Here is an 18,224-nt window from a genome sequence, read left to right as displayed (position 1 = left end):
ATTCAACAGCCTTAAGCGCCTGTTGTCCAGAGGGCGAGGGAACGAAAGGTTGCAACGGGACGCTGACGGCAGGTGCCGGCAGGAGGGATGTGACATGGCTTCCAACGCGCCGCTGGATCGACGCAATTCGGTGATCCCCGATATCGAGGCGCTCGCCCGGCCGACGCTGGAGGAGCGCGGACGCCAGCGTTTCTGCAGCGCGCTGCGCCGCTTCGCGATCCAGGACATGCCCGAGACGCTCAAGCGCAATTTCGACGCGCGCGTGAAGCCGCAGCGCGCGGCGAAGGGCGAGGCGCTCGACGATGCGCTGGCGATCGAGCGCGCGATGAAGCGCGAGGCGTCCTATCGTTTCTATTCCACGCTACGCTATAACGCGCAGGAGATGTGCTTCCTCTCGGTGCAGGACAGCATCGAACGCGCGCTGCCCGAGATGATCGAGGTTTCGCGCGAGGCGGCGGCGCGCAACCCGGCCGGCGGCTCGCTGCGGCTCGATCCGGCGCTGGAGATGCCGCGCTATCTCACCACGCTCGACGTGCATCTCACCCCGGGGTGCTTCCACAGTGAATGGGTCGAGGACGATGTTGCGCAGGGCGCCGTCGTCAGCCTCGGCGCACGGGTCTTTTCGGCGACGATGAGCCACCGCAGCTGGGGCGGGGTGGCGCGGGTGATCAGCCGCTGGATCAAGCATGAGCGGCCCGATTTCCGCCCGCTGCGGATCCTCGATCTCGGCACCTCGTCGGGCAAGAATCTGATTCCTTATGTCGAGGCGTTTCCCGGCGTGGAGGCCTATGGCGTCGATCTCGCCGCGCCGTTGCTGCGTTGGGGTCATGCGGTCGCCGAACATGAGGGGATAAAGGTTCATTTCAGCCAGCAGAATGCCGAAGCGCTGGATTTCCCCGACGGGTATTTCGATCTGATCGTCTCGAGCTTCTTCTTCCACGAGATCCCGGTGAAGGCGACGCGCAAGGTGCTCGCGGAATGCCGCCGGCTGCTGCGCCCCGGCGGGATGATGGTGCATCAGGAATTGCCCGCGACCGGGCTGGTCGATGCCTGGGAAGATTATTTCTGGAACTGGGATACCGACAATAACAACGAGCCCTTCTACACCGCCTTTCGCGCGCAGGATCCGATCGCGTTGATGGAGACGGCCGGGTTCGATCGCGCGCGCAGCTTCGCGCAGATCCTGCCCGACGTGAACGCCTATCCCGATCGCCACCACGCCTTCGGCTGGGACGAGCCCGGCCGGCCGCGGCACGGCAAGGGCGGCTGGTACGTCTTCGGCAGCAGTTTGCCGCTATAGTATCTCAATATAACAAATATTTACGGGAAGAAGGGACGCCGGTGGAACAGCGCACGGGAGCATTATACCGTTGGTATGTCGTCGTCCTGCTGCTGCTGGTCTTCGTTCTTTCCTATTTCGATCGCTACATCTTGTCGCTGCTGGTCGAGCCGATCAAAAAGGCGATGGACCTGAGCGACTTTCAGGTCGGGCTGTTGATGGGGCCGGCCTTTTCGACGTTCAACGTGCTGGTGACGATCCCGCTCGGGCTGCTCGCCGATCGCACGAGCCGCAAATGGCTGCTCGTCGCCGGCATCGTCATCTGGTGCATGATGACGACGATGAGCGGCTTTGCGATGAGCTTCCTCCCGCTGCTCTTCTTCCGCTTCGGGCTGGGGTTGGGCGAGGCGGTGGTCAGCCCCTGCTCGGTCTCGATGATCAGCGATTATTTCAACCGCAAGGAGCGTGCGCGGGCGATCAGTCTTTATATGGCCGGGCCGTATCTCGGCGCGGGGCTGGCGTTCTTGCTCGGCGGCTATCTCGTCTCGGCCCTGCACGACAGCGGGCCGATGCACTTGTTCGGGCTGGGCAGTTTCGAGCCGTGGCAGCTCGCCTTCTTCCTCGTCGGCATTCCGGGGCTGCTGTTCGCGCTGCTGATGTTGACGGTGCGCGAGCCGGCGCGCACCGAGCGGCTCGCGCCGCAACAGGGGCCGCAGGCGAGCGCGCTGCGCTACATGCTCCAGCGTTGGCGCGGGTTCGGCGTGGTGACGCTGGGCGCGACGTGCAACTTCGCGATGAGCACGTTGACCTTGTGGAACGTGCCGCTGTTCCAGCGCGTCTATGGCTGGAACGTCGCGGAAATCGGCGCGGTGACGGGGCTGTTCTATTTCACCGCCGGCCCGATCGGCACCGCGCTGGCGCTGTGGGCGAGCAACGCCTTGGGCAAAGGCAAGGAGGATAGCGCGATGCGCGTGCTGATCCTCGGCCTGTTCATCACCGTGCCGGCGAGCGCGCTCTATCCGATCATGCCCTCGGCGCAATGGGCGGTGGTGGCGATGTTCATCGCCTTCATCGGCAAATCCGCCGCCACCGCCGGCGGTCCGGCGGCGTTGCAGATGATCACCCCGGGCGAGATGCGCAGCCGTTCGGTGGCGATCTTCAACACCGTGATCACGTTGGTCGGCCCGCTGCTCGGGCCGCCGTTGATCGGCGCGGCGACCGACTGGATGGGCACGCCTAAGGCGATCGGCGTGGCGCTGAGCGGGTTCGTGGTGATCATCGGCCTTCCGACCCTGTTATTCGTCTGCCTCGGCCTCAAACATTATCGCGCGCTAGCCGCCGATATGGCCGAGACGCTGAGGGATGAAGCGCCGCGCGCGGCGGGGCAGGCCGAGCTCGCGACCGCCTGAGGCGGGCTGCGCCGCGATCACCGCGCTTGATTTCGCGACGCGCGGATGATTTGATATATAAATAGTACATTTGATTTCGGCCGAGCGATCGGGATGGGGAGCACGCGTGGACGCTGCGGAGCAGGTGCGACAGGATGACGATATCGATCTGCTGATCGTCGGCGGCGGATCGGCCGGGCTGCCGGCCGCGATCTTCGCCGCGCGGCGCGGCGCGCGTGTTCTGTTGGTCGATCACGCCGATCGGCTCGGCGGCTCGCTCTGGGTGGCGACGGGGCAGATGAGTGCGGCGGGCACGCGGCTCCAGCGCGCGCGCGGGATCGAGGATAGCGCCGACCTGCATTTCGAGGATGTGATGCGGATCAGCCGCGGCACCGCCAACCCCGGGCTGGTGCGCCGCGCGGTCGATCATGCCGCTGCGACCTTCGACTGGCTGATGGACGAGGGGTTCGAGCCGTTGCCCGAGCATCCGGTCACCGGTTTCGGGCATGAGCCCTATCGCGTGCCGCGCTATTATTGGGGGCGCGAGGGCGGGATCAGCGTCAAGAACGTGCTCGTCCCGATCGTCGAGCAATTGGCGCGTGACCGCGCGATTACGGTGCGGCTCAATCATGCGGTGACCGCGCTGACCACTGACGATGCGGGCGCGGTGACCGGCGCGATCGTGCGTGGGCCGGATGGCGTGGCGCACGATATCCGTGCACAGGCGGTGCTGCTGACCTGCGGTGGCTATGCCGGCGATGCCGAGGTCTTCGCCGCGCGCAACGGCGTGCCGCATTACAATGCCGCGCCCTGGCCTTGGTCGCGCGGGGCAGGGCTGGCGCTTGGCGAGTCGCTGGGCGGCTATGCGCGCGGGGCCGAAAACCTGTTCTGCAATTTCGGCACCTTGTTCAACAGCGACAACTTTCCCGCGCGCGCGGTGGGGCGCATCGAGCATTTCCCCGAGCGGCGCCAGCCGTGGGAGATCTACGTCAATGTCGCCGGGCAGCGCTTCGTGCGCGAGGATATCGACAGCGTCGATGCGCGCGAGATGGCGCTGTTCCACCAGCCCGGCCAGCGTTACTGGATCATCCTCGATCATCGTATGCTGACCGAAGCCCCGTCGATCGTCGAGGGCTGGACGCGCGACCAGGTGATCGCGGCGTTCGCGGCGGGCGGGCCGGCGTTTGTGACCGCGGATACGCTCGCCGATCTCGCGCAACGCGCCGGGATCGACGCCGAGGGGCTCGCCCGGTCGGTCGCCGGGTTCAATTACGGCGTCGAGACCGGGAAGGATTTCTTCGGGCGCGAGCATCACCCGCTGCCGATCGCCGAAGCGCCGTTCCACGCGATCCGGCTGCAGGCGAGCGCGGTATCGAGCGCGATCGGGCTGGCGGTGGACGACGAGCTGCGCGTCATCCGCCCCGACGGCACGCCGATCGCCAATCTCTATGCCGCCGGCGAAATCCTCGGCTCCAGCCAGACGATGGGCAAGGCCGCGTGCGGCGGGATGATGGTCACCCCGGCGATGACCTTCGGTCGGTTGCTCGGCGATCATATGATCCCGCTCGAGGTGCGGCGATGACGTTGCCGATCCTTACCGCGCTGCCCGGCGAGCGCCGCGGCTATGTCGACGGGCCCGAGGGGCAGCTTCATTATCGCAGCCTGGGCGAGGGCGCGCCGGTCGTGCTGGTGCATCAGGCGCCCTGGGCGTCGATCCAGTTTCGCCATGTGCTGCCGATGCTCGCGCGATCCGGCTATCGCGCGATCGCGCTCGATCTGCCCGCGCATGGCATGTCCGATCCGCCAGCGCGGCCGGGGATCGAGGTTTATGCCGCCGCGACCGGCGCGCTGATCGAACAATTGCGGATCGGCCCGGCGGTGGTGATCGGCCATCGCGGCGGTGGGCTGGCGGCGGGGCATCTCGCGGCGGAGCGTCCCGAGCTGGTCGCCGGGCTGGTGCTCGACAATGCGCCGTTGCTGGACGCCGCCGAGCGCGAGGCGCGCGTCGGGCGGTTCGCCGACGATCAGCAGATCGCGCCCGACGGCAGCCACTTTGCTGACCGCTGGGCGTGGGTGCGCCGCGTCGGCGACGCCGACTGGAGCGACGAGACGGTGCACATCGCGGTCGTCACCTATTTCGCGCACGGCCCGTGGAAGGAACACGGCCATTCGGTGATCCCGCGCCACGATTTCGAGCGGGACGTGCCGCGGATCGCCTGCCCGACGATGATCGTGGCGAGCCGGACCGATCCCCTGTTCGAATCCGGCGCGCGGCTGCGTGCCGCGCGGCCCGACTGGTCCTACGCCGAATTGCCCGGCGGCCCCGGCATGGTGCTCGACCGCCCCGCCGAATGGATCATGCCGATACGCGAATTCCTCGCGGCGATGCCCCGCGACGCGGCGTGCAAAAAGCGGTTTACACGCAGCTGATTTGATATAAGGATATAACAAATAGCGGTGCTGTGAATTGGGGCCGTTGTTTGCGCCGCGGAGGGGAACACCCCCCGGGACTCTAACGAACTCAGGGAGACGGTCATGGTTCTGAACTCACGCAAGGCTGGTATTTTCGTGGGGGCGGTATTGCTCTCCTCCACCGCGGCAGTGGCGCAGACCGCGCCCGCGCCGGCCGCCGAGGAAAACGTCGCGAGCACCGATATCGTCGTGACCGCGCAGCGTCGTGCAGAGCGCCTGCAGGAAGTACCGCTCGCCGTCACCGCCATGACCAGCGACGACATCAAGCTGCGCCAGATCAACAACACGCTCGATCTGGTCAATTACGTGCCGAACCTGATTGGCCACAACAATACCGCGCTGGGTACCGCGAACACCTATTCGTTGCGTGGCCTGGCCAATACCGAGTCGATCTCGACCTTCGATCCGCCGGTCGGGACTTATGTCGACGACATCTATATTTCGCGCCAGGGTGCCAACAACTTCTCGTTCTTCGATATCGAGCGGCTCGAAGTATTGCGCGGGCCGCAGGGCACTTTGTTCGGCCGCAACACCACCGGCGGCGCGATCAACGTCATCCTGCGCAAGCCGAGCGATCATATCACCGGCTATATGGATGCGGGGTACGGCCGCTATAACCGCGCGCAGATCCGCGCCTCGATCGATCTGCCGCTCAACGAGAAGCTGCTGACCAAAGTGAGCGGCTATTACACGCGCGCGGACGGCTATGTGAACGATCGCGTGACCGGGCAGAAGCTCAACGGCGAGGAAAGCTGGGGCGTGCGCGGTGCGCTACGCGCGCTTCCGTCGGATACGGTGACCTGGGATCTGGCGGGGAGCTATACCTATTCCTCGGTCGCCAATTTGCCCAATTTCCGCGATGCCAAGACCGGCGAGCGCGTCAGCTATACCCCGTTCCGCAACGATCGCGGGCTCGGCACCGGGCTGGTCTCGGCGGGGCTCGCTGATATCGCGCTTGGCAATGTCGCGCGGTCGGCGCTGGTCAGCTCGAACCTGCAGATCGATGTCGGCGACAATGCGGCGATCAACATCATCACCGGCTATTCCTATCTGCGCCAGAAATATATGAGCGACAGCTTCGCCGGGCTGAGCAGCGCCAGCGTGGTGTTCGACGGGGTGGACTTCATCTCCGGCGCGCGCGGCACCTCGACGCCGCTGGTCAATGACAGCTGGAGCAAACAGTTCAGCCAGGAAATCAAGGTCACCGGTACGACCTTCAACGGTTTCCTGAGCTATGTCGGCGGCTTCTATTACGTCAACGAGCGCAACTGGACGAACTTCGCCAATATCTCGGTGCCGCTGAGCGGCAATCCGACGGTGAGTGGCGATCGCGTGATGCGCAACAATACCGAGGCCTATGCCGGCTACTTCCAGGGCGACCTTCACCTCACCCCGAAGCTGACCTTCACCGCCGGTATCCGCTATACCGACGAGGACAAGACGATCACCTTCACGCCGAACAGAAGCCCGCTCGCGCGGTCTTCGGCGATCAACCAGCCGTTCGACACGCAGGACGTGCTCAACGCGGGCATTCCGACCGAGCTTCGCTCGAAGGTCTGGACCCCGCGTTTCGCGCTCAACTACAAGATCACGCCCGACGTGATGGTGTTCGGCTCGGTGACCAAGGGTTTCAAGTCCGGCGGCTGGAATTCGCGCGCTTATTATGCGTCGGGCGCAGTGGCCTTCACCAAGGAAACGATCTGGTCATATGAAGGCGGCATCCGTTCGGAATTCTTCGATCGCAAGCTGCGGGTCAACCTGACCGGCTTCTACTTCATGGATTATGATGCCCAGCTTCCGGGCGGCGGCTATAACCCGCTCACCAACACGATCACTTATCTGACGCGCAACGTGGCGGATATGGAGAATTATGGGCTAGAGGGCGAAATCAACCTCACGCCGGTTCGCAACTTCAATCTGTTCTGGAACTTCGGCCTCCAGCACGCACGCTACACCAATCTCAACCAGGCCACCAAGGATCAGATCGCGCGCTGCCTGGCGGGCAATTTCGCCAATAACTGCAACACCGGCATCGTCACGCCGACCGGCGGCATCGGGCAGCCGACGCGCGCGCCGCGTTTCACCTCGACGCTCGGCGCCAATTACAGCTTCGATCTCGGCGGCGGCTATTCGCTGCAGCCGAGCGCGAACTGGAATTACATCAGTGGCACCTGGGTCTCGACCTCGAACGACAAGGCCGGGTTCCAGCCGGCGCACAGCCTGTTCAACGGCGGGCTGACGCTTGCCTCGGATGCCGGCTGGTCGGTCGGGGTCGAATGCAGCAACTGCTTCAATTCGACCTATAAGACCTCGTTCCTGATCTATCCGTATCTCAACAATCCGGGGACGTGGATGGCGCGGGTGCGCTACAACTTCTAACCATAGGCACACTGGCGGAGCGGGGAGCGCCAATCTCCCCGCTCCGTCTTTTTTCTTGAAGGCGGCAGCGATGGCGGACGCGAAGCAGGTCGATGTGAAGCTCCCGCGGGTGAGCAAGGGCAAGCGATCGCGCTTTTTCGACGATCCCGCGACCGACCAGATCATGACCTTCCTGCTCGAGCTGATGGCGGAAGTATCCGCGCTGCGCGAGCGGCAGGATACGATCGAGCGGCTGCTCGAGGAAAAGGGCAGCATCGCCCGCGCCGATATCGAGGCCTATCAGCCGAGCGCGGCGGTCGAGGCCGAGCGCGCGGCGTGGAACAACGGGTTCATTCGCCGCGTCATGCGTTTCCACGATCCGGATTGAGCGTGACCGCCTATCCGCATCTCTTTTCCCCCGTGCGGGTCGGCGGGCGCGCGTTGCGCAACCGCATCGTTCACGCCTCCACCTCGACGCATTATTGCGTCGACGGGCGCGTCACCGACCGGCTGATCGCATATTACGTCAATCGCGCGCGCGGCGGCGCGGCGATGCTGGTCAGCGAGCCTATGGCGATGCTGCCGTGGCAGACGCTGCCGACCCGCCCGCAGGTGCTGTCGGGGGTCAACGCCGATGCGCTGGCGCGCTGGGCGGAGGCGGTCGCGCGCGAGGGCGGGCTGATGCTCGGGCAGGTGCAGGATAACGGCCGCGGCTTCCGCGCCGGCTTCCGCAATCTCAACGCGCGCGGCGCCTCCGCGCTGCCCGATGACCTGAGCTGGACGGTGCCCGAGGCGATGAGCACCGCCGATGTCCACGCGATGATCGACGCCTTCGTCGAAAGCTGCGCCGCGCTGGCCCGGGCGGGGTTTGCCGGGGTCGAGATTTCGGCCGGGCACGGGCATCTCTTTCATCAATTCCTCTCCGCGCACGCTAACCGGCGCGAGGATGCGTTCGGCGGCGATCTGGAGGGGCGGACGCGGCTGCTGCGGCTATTGATGCGCGGCATCCGCGAGATGTGCGGCACCGGCTTCCTGATCGGCGTCAAGCTGCCGGCGTGGGACGGTATCGCGGGCGGTATCGACGAGGCGGAGGCGGCGCGGATCACCGCGCGGCTCCATGCCGAGGGCGCGATGGACTATCTCACTTATTGCTGGGGTAGCCATTCGGATACGCTCTACACTCATCTCCCCGACAATCACGGGCCGCGCACGCCCTATGTCGAGACGATCCACCGCCTCGGGCGGGCGGCGGCGCCCGATGTACCGCTCGGCGCGCTCGGCCTCATAACCGATCCCAATGAGGGCGAACGGATCATCCGCGACGGGCTCGCCGATCTGGTGATGCTCGCGCGTCCTCTCGTCACCGACCCGGCCTGGCCGGCGAAGGCGCGCGACGGGCGCGAGGCGGAAATCCGCTATTGCGTCTCGTGCAATACCTGCTGGCACATGATCACCTCCGGCCGTGGGCTGTTGTGCGACAATAACCCGCGGGTCGGCGCGCCCGACGAGGCCGACTGGCAGCCCGATCCGGCGGCAACCCCGCGCCGCGTCGCGGTGGTGGGGGCGGGGATCGCCGGGCTGGAGGCGGCGTGGGTCGCCGCGGCGCGCGGACATCAGGTGCATCTGTTCGGCGCGTCCGACGAACCGGGAGGCAAGACCCGGCTCCACGCCGATCTGCCCGGCGGCGAGGGGCTGAGCAGCATCTACGATTATCAGCAGCTCGCCGCGCGCCGCCACGATGTGCGTTTCCGGCTCGGGCGGCGGGTCGAGCTCGATGAGCTGGTCGCGCTGACGCCCGATGTCGTGATCCTCGCCACCGGCGCGACCCCGGCGTGGCCCGCTTTCCTCCCGGCTGCGTGGCAAGCGGAGGGGCTGGTGCCCGATCTGCGCGAGGCGGTCCGTCAGCTTGCCGCTTATCCCGGGCGCAACCCCGGCACCGCAGTGATCTGGGACGAGGATCACGGCGCCTTCACCTATGACGCGGCGGAATTTCTCGCCGGCCGGTTCGAGCGGGTCGCGATCCTCACCCCGCGCGAGCGAATCGCCAGCGATGAATCGCTCGTCGTCCGTCAGGGGGTCTACCACCGGCTGTACCGCAAAGGGGTGGAGATCATCACCTCGGTCCGCCCGTTGCCGGCGCCGAAGATCGAGGACGGCGAACTCGCTTACGCCAATATCTACAGCGGCGCCGAGACGCTGCTGCGCGACGTTTCGTTCCTCACTTACGCCACCGCGCGCATCCCCGACGACGCGCTGGCGGCGCCGCTGCGTGCGGCCGGGATCGAAGTGCGGACGATCGGCGATTGCAAGGCACCGCGCATTCCGCTTGCCGCCACGGCCGAAGGCTATCGCGCGGCGATCGAATTATAGGAGTGATGGCCATGTATCCCGATCTCGAAGGCAAGGTTGCGATCGTCACCGGTGCGGGCCGGCGCAACGGGCTGGGCGAGGCGATCGCGCGCAAGCTCGCCGAAGACGGCGTCAGGCTGGTGATCCACGATCTCGGCCGGGTCGAGGGCGATATGGCGCCCGCGCACGGCGTCGGATCGACCGACGAGATGGCTGCGGTGGCGGATGACATCCGGCGGATCAATCCCGAGGTCGCGACCTTTCAGGCCGACATGCGCGAGGAGGCGCAGGTCGAGGCGCTGGTCGCTTATGCGGTCGAGCGGTTCGGCCGGCTCGATATCCTCGTCAACAATGCGGGGGTCGGCTATCTGTTCGGCCCGCTGGTCGATGCGACGCAGGAGATGTGGGACACGGTGCTCAACGTGAACCTGCGCGGCGCCTTTTTCGCAACCAAATATGCGGTGCGCCAGATGCTGAAGCAGGAGGTTCACGCCGGCTGGGGGCGCGGGCGGATCGTCTCGATCGGCAGCCGCGGCTCGAAATCGGGGTCGGCACTCACCTCCTCCTATATCGCCTCGAAGCACGGGCTGGTCGGCCTCACCCGATCGGCGGCGATCGAGCTCGGGCCGGAGGAGATCACCGTCAACGCGGTCTGCCCCAATCATGTCACGACCGGGCTGGGCGGCTGGCAGAATGAGTTCATGGCCAAGGCGCGCGGGCAGACGCTCGACGATTATATGGCGGCGATGCGCGGGCGCATCCCGCTCGGCCGCGTCGGCGAGCCGAGCGACACCGCCAACGCCTGCGCTTTCCTGTGCTCGGGGCAGGCGCGCTATATCACCGGCGAGGCGATGAACGTGTCGGGCGGGGAGGAGATGCACTGAAAGGCGCGGCGCCGTGTCGCGCCGCATCGGTTCAGCCAGCTGCGGGCCGCAATCCAAGGAGGGCCGCATTCCCGATCCGTTCGTCCTGCTCGGCATTGCCCCCCGAAATGCCGATCGCGCCGGCGACCGCGCCGCCCTCGGCTGTCGCGGGCAGGCCGCCGGCCATCGGCAGATAGTCGGTCAGCGCGAGCAGCGCGGGGTCGCCCGCCACCCTTTCGGCGAGCACCCGGCTCGGCGCACGGAGCAGCGCGGCGGTGCGCGCCTTGCGCAGCGCGACCTCCGCGGTGAGCAGCCCCGCGCCGTCCATCCGGTGCAGCGCCAGCGGATATCCCGCCGCATCGACCACCGCGAGGCTCATCGTCAGCCCCTCGCTTTGCGCGGCTGCAACGCCGGCGTCGATCAGCGCACGGGCCTCGGCGGCGTCAATAAATGGCTTGAATTGCATGTTCGATAGACCTTTCCTGTTGCCAATCGTGCCCGCAAGGATCACCGCGCAATCGCAAGTGCGCGAAAGAGGGGAGAGAACTTTCCTTGCCAAGTGAAAGCGAAGAAATCGTCGCGGTGGACCGCGGCCAGGCGGTGCCGCTCTATCACCAGATCTTCCTGCAATTGCGCGAGGAGATCACGAGCGGCGAGCGTGCCTTCGGGTCCCGCATGCCGACCGAGCAGGAGCTTTCCGCGCAGTTCGGCGTGTCGCGCATCACCGCGCGGCGCGCGTTGGACGAGCTGGCGGAAAACCATCTCGTCGAGCGCAAGCGCCGCGTGGGGACGACCGTGGTGTTCCGCTCGCCGGTCAAGCCGATCCAGGGCAATATCGAGCAGGCGCTCGATTCGCTGCTGACCTTCGGCCGGGCCACCAAGGTGAAGCTGCTCGAGGTGGAGACCGTCCCGGCACGGCCGCCGATCGACGAGGCGCTGGAGATCCCGGTGAACAGCAAGGTGCTGCGCGTTGTCCGTATGCGCGGGCTGGATGGCGTGCCGGTCGGCCATTTCGTCAGCTACATCCCGGCGGCGCTCGGCATGAAGATGACGCGCGCCAAGCTCAAATCGACCCCGATGCTGGCGCTGCTGGAGGAAGCCGGGGTGCATATCGGCTCCGCGCGGCAGACAATTTCGGCGACGCTGGCCGACGCGACGCTGTCGGCGATGCTGCAGGTCGATATCGGCTCCCCGATCCTGCGCGTCAGCCGTACCGTACTCGACATCAATGGCGTGCCGGTGCAGCATATTCTCGCGCAATATCGATCCGATCGCTATCAGATCCGCCTCGATCTCAACTCGCCGAGCTCGGCGGCGCACTTGCTCTGAGCGACGGTTCATTTGATATAGAGATATAACAAAAAAGCTGGCATGGCCAGCCTTCGCGGCGACCCGCCGGTGGGAGGATTGGGCATGAGCGACTGGACGACCTTTACCGACCCGCAATTGCTGCGGATCGCCGCGACCACCGCGAGCGTGCCCGATCTCGACGCCGCCGAGGCCGGCTATGCCGATTATCTCGGTTTCGTGGCGGTCGAGCGTGGCGCGCTGGGCGCGGATCTGGTGGCGAGCTGGGGCCGGCCGGGGAGTGCCGGCGCGCGCTTCGTCACGATGCGCGCAGCGGGCGAGACCGATACGTTCGTCCGGCTGGTCGAGGCGCCGGCGGTGGCGGATTATCGCCCGCTCACCTCGTTCGGCTGGACCGCGTTCGAGATCATCGTCGACGACGTCCACACGCTCGCCGCCAGGCTCGCCACATCGCCGTTCGAGATCATCGGTTCGCCGCGTCCCTTGCAGTTCATGCCGTCGATCGTCGCGATGCAGGTGGTCGGGCCGGGCGGCGAATGCCTCTATTTCACGATGGAGAGCGGCGATCGCGAAAGCTCGATCCTGCCGCCGCCGAGCGGGTTCGTCGGGCGGACGTTCATCACGGTCTGCGCCGGGGAGGATTTCAGCGCGATGCTGCGCTGGTATGTGGATCATTTCGCGCTGCGCGAGCGCCCGGTGCGGCAGAGCAAGGTCGATATCATCCAGCGCGCGCAGCGGCTTTCCTCCGACGAGACGATCGAGCTCAGCGCGATCGGGATGCGCCAGCGCGGCAATCTGCTCGAGCTGGACGGCTATCCCGTCGGGCCGGGCCGGGTCGCCGGCCCGCGCCCGGGCAATCCGATGATGCTGCCGCCCGGCAATGCGCTGGTCACGCTGGAGATTGAGCAGCTCGATCCCGTCGCCGCGCTGGCGATCGCGCCGCCCGCGCGGCACGGCGGCGCGATCTATGCCGGGCGGCGGAGCTGCACGATCATCGGCCCGGCGGGCGAATTGCTCGAACTGGTCGAGGCGGGTTGATTTGTATCAAAGATAGATCAAATGTCTTGCGGTCCGCCACCCGCTATGCTTTTCTGCCTTCATCAGTTTTCGAGAGGTAGCCGCGATGAAGGTTCGCGATTTGCAGCACGCCGTGCTGCCCGAAACCAGCGCCGAACAGCGTAGCCGGCAAGAGGCTGTGGTCGCGCTGCGGCGGCTGCTCAACACGCGGGTGCGGCCGCGCAACGTCGAGGCTTTCGCGAGCGAGGCACAGCCCGCCTTCATCGCGGCGTATGGCCGCGCGCCGCAATCGCCCGAGGAGGTGCAACGCGCCTTCCTGCTCTCGCCGAGCTATCGCCGTTGGAGCGCCGCCAACCGCGCCGCGCAGGAGATGATCTGGGTTTCGGTCGGCGAACCGATCTATCGCGATCTCGATCGCATGCGCGCCGCGGCGCGCGCGCTGGTGACCGCGCCCGATCGCAAGGGCAGCCTCAATCTCGACCCCGATTACGATCCCTCGGCGGAGGTCGCCGATGTCGACATCCATCTGCAGCCCGGTGGCTATGCGATGGATCGCGGCGAGGATGATGTCGTCGCCGGCGCGCTCTATGAATGCGGCGGCAACGTCTTCTCCTTCGGGCAGGGGATCGGCCGCGCCGACAGCAAGGCCGGCGTGGTGATCAGGCTGCTCGACGAGCGTTTCGGCGGACTCCGCCCGCAGCGCATCCTCGACATCGGCTGCTCGGCGGGAGCGGCTTCGGCGGCTTATGCCGCGCATTATCCCGATGCCGAGGTCCATGCGGTCGATATCGGCGGGGCGATGCTGCGTTATGCCCATGCACGCGCCGAATCGCTCGGCGTCGGGGTGCATTTCCACCAGATGGATGCCTCGGCGATGACGTTCGCGGACGGCAGCTTCGATCTGGTCGTCTCGCACAATCTGATGCACGAGATCGGCGAGGCGAAGCGCCGCGCGATGATGCGCGAGGCGCGCCGGCTGGTCCGCCCGGGCGGCGTGGTGATCCATCAGGACGTCGCGATCCGCGACCAGCCGACGATCGTCCACCAGGTCGAGCGCGACTGGGACACGCATTTCAATGGCGAAGTCCATTGGAGCACCTATGCCACCGCCGATCTGCGCGCCGACATGCGCGCCGCCGGTTTCGCGGCGGATGAGATCGTCGAGCATGATCTCGCGGCGGTTCAGGGATTTGCCGGCAATCGCTGGTATGCGATCAGCGCGAGGAAGCCGGCGTGACGACGACAAGCGCCGAGGCGCTCACCGCGCTGATCCTCTCCGCGCGCGGCGTGCGCCCGCAAAGCCTGGCCAATGCGGAGGCCGAGGAAGTTCTCAATATCGCGCTTGCGCTGCTGATCGAATTGTCGGTGTCGAACGACCGGATCGATCGTCTCGAGCGGATGGTCGCCGCGTTGCGCGACGAACCGGTGTCGGCGCTGCGCGATGTGCGTTACGACGGTGAGGCCGCGCAGGAACGGCAGGAGGCGATGGAGGCGTTGCTCGCGCGGGTGCTGCGCATCATGCTCGATCCGCGCGTCCAGCCGCCCGCGGCGGCGGCAAGCTGAACCGATCTGTTCCCCCGGGGGGTGGGCAATGGCGGCCCGGTCGGAAGCGATTCCGGCCGGGCCGTTTCCTTGTCGATCAGGCCGCCTGCGGGCGCCACGCGTCGACCAGCTCGCTCGCGGTCGCGAACCAGGTCGTATCATCGCCCGCCAGCCGGCCGAGCAATGCCTCGAACGCGTCCATGCGATAGGGCAGGCCGGTGATATAGGGCGTCAGCGTGAACGGCAGCACGCGGCCGGCGCGATAATAAGCGCTCTCCGTCTTGAGCCACGCCAGCGCGTCGTCGATCTGCTGCGCCACGCTGTCCATCGACTGCTGCTGCACCGCAATCATCTGCCGGTCGGACAATTCGTGGTTGAACGGCACGCTGACGATCGTCCCGGCTTGGGTGGTCGCGAGATAGGGCAGATCGTCGTTCACCCAGTCGCACATATAGTCGAACCCCGCTTCGACCAGCAGCCGTGGCGTGTTGAAGCTCTGCGATCGGGCGATCGATTGCCAGCCGCGCGGCGCGGCGCCGATCGCTTCGGCCAGCCTGTCGCGCGCTTCGGCGATCAGCGCGCGCTCCTCGGCTTCGGCAAGGCCGCCCGCGATCGTTGCGTTCATGTCGGTCGAATGCGCGATGATCTCATGCCCGCCGGCAAGGATGTCGGCGATGATCGAGGGATAACGCTCCGCGATCGCGGAATTGACCGCGATCGTCGCTTTCACCCCGGCCTTGGCGAAGGCATCGAGCAACCGGTAGAAGCCGACCCGCGTGCCATATTCGCGCGCGGTATAATGGCGATAGTCGGGATAGGGCGTCACCATATGCCCCGGCGCGCGGAACGGCTGGTCGGCCGGCGTGATCGGAAACCATTCGAGGTTGACGAGCAGGGTCACCGCGACGGGCTTGCCCCCCGGCCAGCTGACCGGTTTGCGCGACGGCATTGGTGCGGCGGGATAGAGATCGTGATCCATCCCCGCGCGACGCCTGGGATAGGTGAGATAGGCGGGATCGAGCGTCATGCGTCGGCCTTTGCGTAACGGGCTGCGTCGGCGACCGCGGCGTCATAGCCGGTCGCGAGGAAATGATCGGCGATATCGCCCGAACGGGTGATCCACGCGCGTCCATCGGCGGCGATGTGGCGCAGCACCGCCTCGAACGGACCGATGCGGTGCGGCTGGCCGATCAGATAGCTGTGGAGCGGGATGCACATCACCGTGCCGGAGGTTTCCCCCTCCGCCGCCAGCCGATCATATTGCCGGATCAGCGTATCGGCATAGTCGCGCGGGCTCATATTGTAGACGAAGAAGCCGTAATGATCGTTCACCTCGATGCTGTACGGCATCGATACCAGCCGGCGCTGCTTCACATGGACCGGCCCCGGCTGGTCGTCATGATAGAGATCGCAGGTATAGGTCATGCCATAGTCAGCGATCAGATCGAGCGTGCGCGGGGTGTGGGTCAGCGCCGGCGCGAGCCAGCCCTTGATCGTCTGGCCGGTGGCGTCGCGCACCGTGCGGATCGAATCCTCGATGATCGCGCGTTCCTGCGCCTCGTCCATCCCGTAGCTGTAGCGGGTGTTGTAGATGCCGTGGCTGAAGAATTCCCAGCCGAGCGCATTGGCATTGGCGACGACATCGGGGTGATGCTGGCACAAGGCGACCGACAGCGACACCGATCCCTTGAAGCCGTGTTTTTCCATCACCTCGGCCATCCGCCAATGCCCGATGCGATTGGCATAATCGCGGTGGCCATAGCCGACCACGTCGGGGTGCGGCCTGGGCCAGCTCTTGCGCTGCGGGTTGGCGGGTGGGTCGATCTCGTAAAATTCGAGATTGGGTGACACCCACACCGCGACCTTCTTGCCCTCGGGCCATTCCAGCCTTGCGCGATCGCGATACGGCCGGAAATCGTACAGCCCGGGATCCTTCTCTCCCTCGCGCATCAGCGTGCCTCCAGCCAGTCGATCACCGTCTGCACCGGCTCGACATCGGCATATTTGAGCTGGAGATCGGTCAGATTGGCGAAGTGATAGCTTTCATGCTTGTCGGCGCAGGTCTCGATCGGGACGATCGTGCGATAGCCGCGGCTGAGGCTGTCCACCGCGGTCGCGCGGACGCAGCCCGAGGTCGAGCCGCCCGTCACCACGACGGTATCGACCTTGTGCCACACCAGCAGGCTCTGCAGCGGCGTCTCGAAAAACGCCGAGGGCATCCGTTTGGTGTAGATCGCGTCGCGCTCGTGATCGATTTCGCAGCGGTCGTCGAAGGCGTGGCGGCGCGAATTATATTTGATGTTCTGGAGCGAATCGGGGGTGTCGGTGCGCGTTCCCCACACCCCGGCATCGCTGGCGTCATTCATATAGGCGACATGCGTCCAGATGACGGGCATTCCCTTTGCGCGGGCAAGACGCGAGATGATATTGGCATAGTCGATCTGGCGCGGATCGGTTTCGTAAGCGGTCTTGAATTCGTCGATCCGCGTATAGGCATTCTGGAAGTCGACATTGACGATCGCCAGTCTCTCGCCAAAGCCGAATTTGGCGCGGGCGGGATTGGCCATCACTTCTTCGAACAATTGCCGGGCGGTCTTTTCTTCGCAAATCATTCGGGTGCCGATCGTCATGCCGCAGCCTCCATCGAGCGTGTCTGAATTTCGGGAACGAAGCCGAGCGGCAGCCCGGCGTCGGGGGTGAAGCCATAGAGCGGCTCGTCGGGGAGCGCGCCGGCGATGATCTTGCGCACCTCGAGCAGCCGGGGCAGGTCGATCCCGGTCTTCAGCCCCATCGCTTGGAGCATGAACACCAGATCCTCGGTGACGATATTGCCGCTCGCCCCCGGCGCGAACGGGCAGCCGCCGATCCCCCCCAGCGAGGCGTCCACCGTCGTCAGCCCCATATCGAGCGCCGCCAGCACATTGGCGAGGCCGAGCCCGCGGGTATTGTGCAGATGGATGCCGGTCAGCGCCGCATCCCCCACCGCGCCGCGCACCGCGCGGACCATGTCCTTCACCGCTTTCGGATCGGCGTAGCCGGTCGTGTCGGACAGCCCGACCTCGTCGCAGCCTGCGGTCATCAGCGCCTCGGCGAGACGCAGGATCTGCGCCAGCGGGATCGCGCCTTCGAGCGTGCAGCCGAACACGGTCGACAGGCTGCCCTCGAAATGCGGCCGGCGGTCTTCGGGCTGCGCGGCGACCAGTTTGGCGATCGCGCGGGCCTCGTCGATCACCTGTTCGTGGGTGCGGCGCAGATTGGCGAGGCTGTGCGTCTCGGAAACCGACAGCGGCAGGGTGAGTTTGTCCGCGCCGGCGGCGATCGCCGCCTCGGCGCCGCGCAGGTTAGGCACCAGCACCGCCACCGTCAGACCGGGAATCGTCTTGGCAAAGGCGACGATTTCGGCAGTATCGGCGAGTTGCGGCAACAGCTTCGCCGGAACGAAACTGCCGACCTCGATCTCGCGCACCCCCGCCGCCGCTTCGGCCGCGATCCACGCCTTTTTGACGTCGGTCGGCAGGATGTTCTTGATGCTCTGCAGCCCGTCGCGCGGGCCGACCTCGCTGACCAATATCTCGGGCGCCATCAAACCTCCGCTTGCCTTATTGTCCTATTTCTATATCAAATGACGACAGGTTGTCGAGGCATGTC

Annotated in this window: 17 protein-coding genes; 12 read left to right on the top strand and 5 right to left on the bottom strand. The window is 66.1% G+C overall.

Features of this window, described 5'->3' with window-relative positions:
* Window positions 1-94 precede the first annotated feature (94 nt).
* The 8 genes from NED98_RS01130 (at window position 95) to NED98_RS01095 (ending at window position 10,730) form a co-directional block, all read left to right on the top strand.
* The gene (locus NED98_RS01130) at window positions 95-1,300 is read left to right on the top strand and encodes a class I SAM-dependent methyltransferase (RefSeq protein ID WP_265311544.1); all 1,206 of its coding nucleotides are present in this window, start codon (window positions 95-97) and stop codon (window positions 1,298-1,300) included.
* Window positions 1,301-1,341: 41 nt separating this feature from the next.
* Complete coding sequence (locus tag NED98_RS01125) at window positions 1,342-2,688, top strand: MFS transporter (protein WP_265311543.1); 1,347 nt, start codon at window positions 1,342-1,344, stop codon at window positions 2,686-2,688.
* A gap of 106 nt (window positions 2,689-2,794) precedes the next feature.
* Window positions 2,795-4,249: an FAD-dependent oxidoreductase gene (locus tag NED98_RS01120; RefSeq protein WP_265311542.1), complete on the top strand. Its 1,455-nt coding sequence runs from the start codon at window positions 2,795-2,797 to the stop codon at window positions 4,247-4,249.
* On the top strand, window positions 4,246-5,097 hold the full coding sequence (locus NED98_RS01115) for an alpha/beta fold hydrolase (RefSeq protein WP_265311541.1): 852 nt from the start codon (window positions 4,246-4,248) through the stop codon (window positions 5,095-5,097). The genes NED98_RS01120 and NED98_RS01115 overlap by 4 nt, the downstream gene beginning before the upstream one ends.
* A gap of 105 nt (window positions 5,098-5,202) precedes the next feature.
* Window positions 5,203-7,518 carry a TonB-dependent receptor gene (locus tag NED98_RS01110; protein WP_265311540.1) on the top strand — a complete coding sequence of 772 codons (2,316 nt, stop codon included), beginning with the start codon at window positions 5,203-5,205 and terminating at the stop codon, window positions 7,516-7,518.
* Window positions 7,519-7,588: 70 nt separating this feature from the next.
* On the top strand, window positions 7,589-7,885 hold the full coding sequence (locus NED98_RS01105) for a hypothetical protein (RefSeq protein WP_265311539.1): 297 nt from the start codon (window positions 7,589-7,591) through the stop codon (window positions 7,883-7,885).
* 2 nt (window positions 7,886-7,887) lie between these two features.
* Window positions 7,888-9,867, top strand: a complete 1,980-nt coding sequence (locus NED98_RS01100; RefSeq protein WP_265311538.1) for an FAD-dependent oxidoreductase — start codon at window positions 7,888-7,890, stop codon at window positions 9,865-9,867.
* Between the two features lie 5 nt (window positions 9,868-9,872).
* Complete coding sequence (locus NED98_RS01095; RefSeq protein WP_265311537.1) at window positions 9,873-10,730, top strand: SDR family NAD(P)-dependent oxidoreductase; 858 nt, start codon at window positions 9,873-9,875, stop codon at window positions 10,728-10,730.
* Window positions 10,731-10,761: 31 nt separating this feature from the next.
* Here NED98_RS01095 and NED98_RS01090 read toward each other — a convergent pair whose 3' ends face one another.
* On the bottom strand, window positions 10,762-11,175 hold the full coding sequence (locus NED98_RS01090) for a GlcG/HbpS family heme-binding protein (RefSeq protein ID WP_265311536.1): 414 nt from the start codon (window positions 11,173-11,175) through the stop codon (window positions 10,762-10,764).
* An 86-nt stretch (window positions 11,176-11,261) separates the two neighbouring features.
* Between NED98_RS01090 and NED98_RS01085 the strand changes: the two genes are divergently transcribed.
* The 4 genes from NED98_RS01085 (at window position 11,262) to NED98_RS01070 (ending at window position 14,597) form a co-directional block, all read left to right on the top strand.
* Complete coding sequence (locus NED98_RS01085) at window positions 11,262-12,038, top strand: GntR family transcriptional regulator (protein WP_265311535.1); 777 nt, start codon at window positions 11,262-11,264, stop codon at window positions 12,036-12,038.
* 84 nt (window positions 12,039-12,122) lie between these two features.
* Window positions 12,123-13,055, top strand: coding sequence for a VOC family protein (locus NED98_RS01080; RefSeq protein ID WP_265311534.1), 933 nt, complete (start codon window positions 12,123-12,125; stop codon window positions 13,053-13,055).
* 85 nt (window positions 13,056-13,140) lie between these two features.
* Window positions 13,141-14,271: a class I SAM-dependent methyltransferase gene (locus NED98_RS01075; protein WP_265311533.1), complete on the top strand. Its 1,131-nt coding sequence runs from the start codon at window positions 13,141-13,143 to the stop codon at window positions 14,269-14,271.
* Window positions 14,268-14,597: a hypothetical protein gene (locus NED98_RS01070; RefSeq protein WP_265311532.1), complete on the top strand. Its 330-nt coding sequence runs from the start codon at window positions 14,268-14,270 to the stop codon at window positions 14,595-14,597. Before NED98_RS01075 ends, NED98_RS01070 begins: the two co-directional genes overlap by 4 nt.
* Window positions 14,598-14,673: 76 nt before the next feature.
* Here the strand turns inward: NED98_RS01070 and NED98_RS01065 are convergent, their stop codons facing one another.
* From NED98_RS01065 to NED98_RS01050, 4 genes are read right to left on the bottom strand one after another with little or no spacing between them, the layout of a single operon-like run.
* Window positions 14,674-15,603 carry a polysaccharide deacetylase family protein gene (locus NED98_RS01065; RefSeq protein ID WP_265311531.1) on the bottom strand — a complete coding sequence of 310 codons (930 nt, stop codon included), beginning with the start codon at window positions 15,601-15,603 and terminating at the stop codon, window positions 14,674-14,676.
* On the bottom strand, window positions 15,600-16,526 hold the full coding sequence (locus NED98_RS01060; RefSeq protein WP_265311530.1) for a polysaccharide deacetylase family protein: 927 nt from the start codon (window positions 16,524-16,526) through the stop codon (window positions 15,600-15,602). The genes NED98_RS01065 and NED98_RS01060 overlap by 4 nt, the downstream gene beginning before the upstream one ends.
* Window positions 16,526-17,206 carry an isochorismatase family protein gene (locus NED98_RS01055; RefSeq protein ID WP_265311529.1) on the bottom strand — a complete coding sequence of 227 codons (681 nt, stop codon included), beginning with the start codon at window positions 17,204-17,206 and terminating at the stop codon, window positions 16,526-16,528. Before NED98_RS01055 ends, NED98_RS01060 begins: the two co-directional genes overlap by 1 nt.
* Window positions 17,203-18,159 carry a hydroxymethylglutaryl-CoA lyase gene (locus tag NED98_RS01050; protein WP_265311528.1) on the bottom strand — a complete coding sequence of 319 codons (957 nt, stop codon included), beginning with the start codon at window positions 18,157-18,159 and terminating at the stop codon, window positions 17,203-17,205. The genes NED98_RS01055 and NED98_RS01050 overlap by 4 nt, the downstream gene beginning before the upstream one ends.
* Between the last annotated feature and the right edge of the window lie 65 nt (window positions 18,160-18,224).

Source organism: Sphingomonas lycopersici (genome assembly GCF_026130605.1).
GTDB classification, from domain to species: domain Bacteria; phylum Pseudomonadota; class Alphaproteobacteria; order Sphingomonadales; family Sphingomonadaceae; genus Sphingomonas; species Sphingomonas lycopersici.
This window is presented reverse-complemented; position numbering and strand designations above follow the sequence as displayed.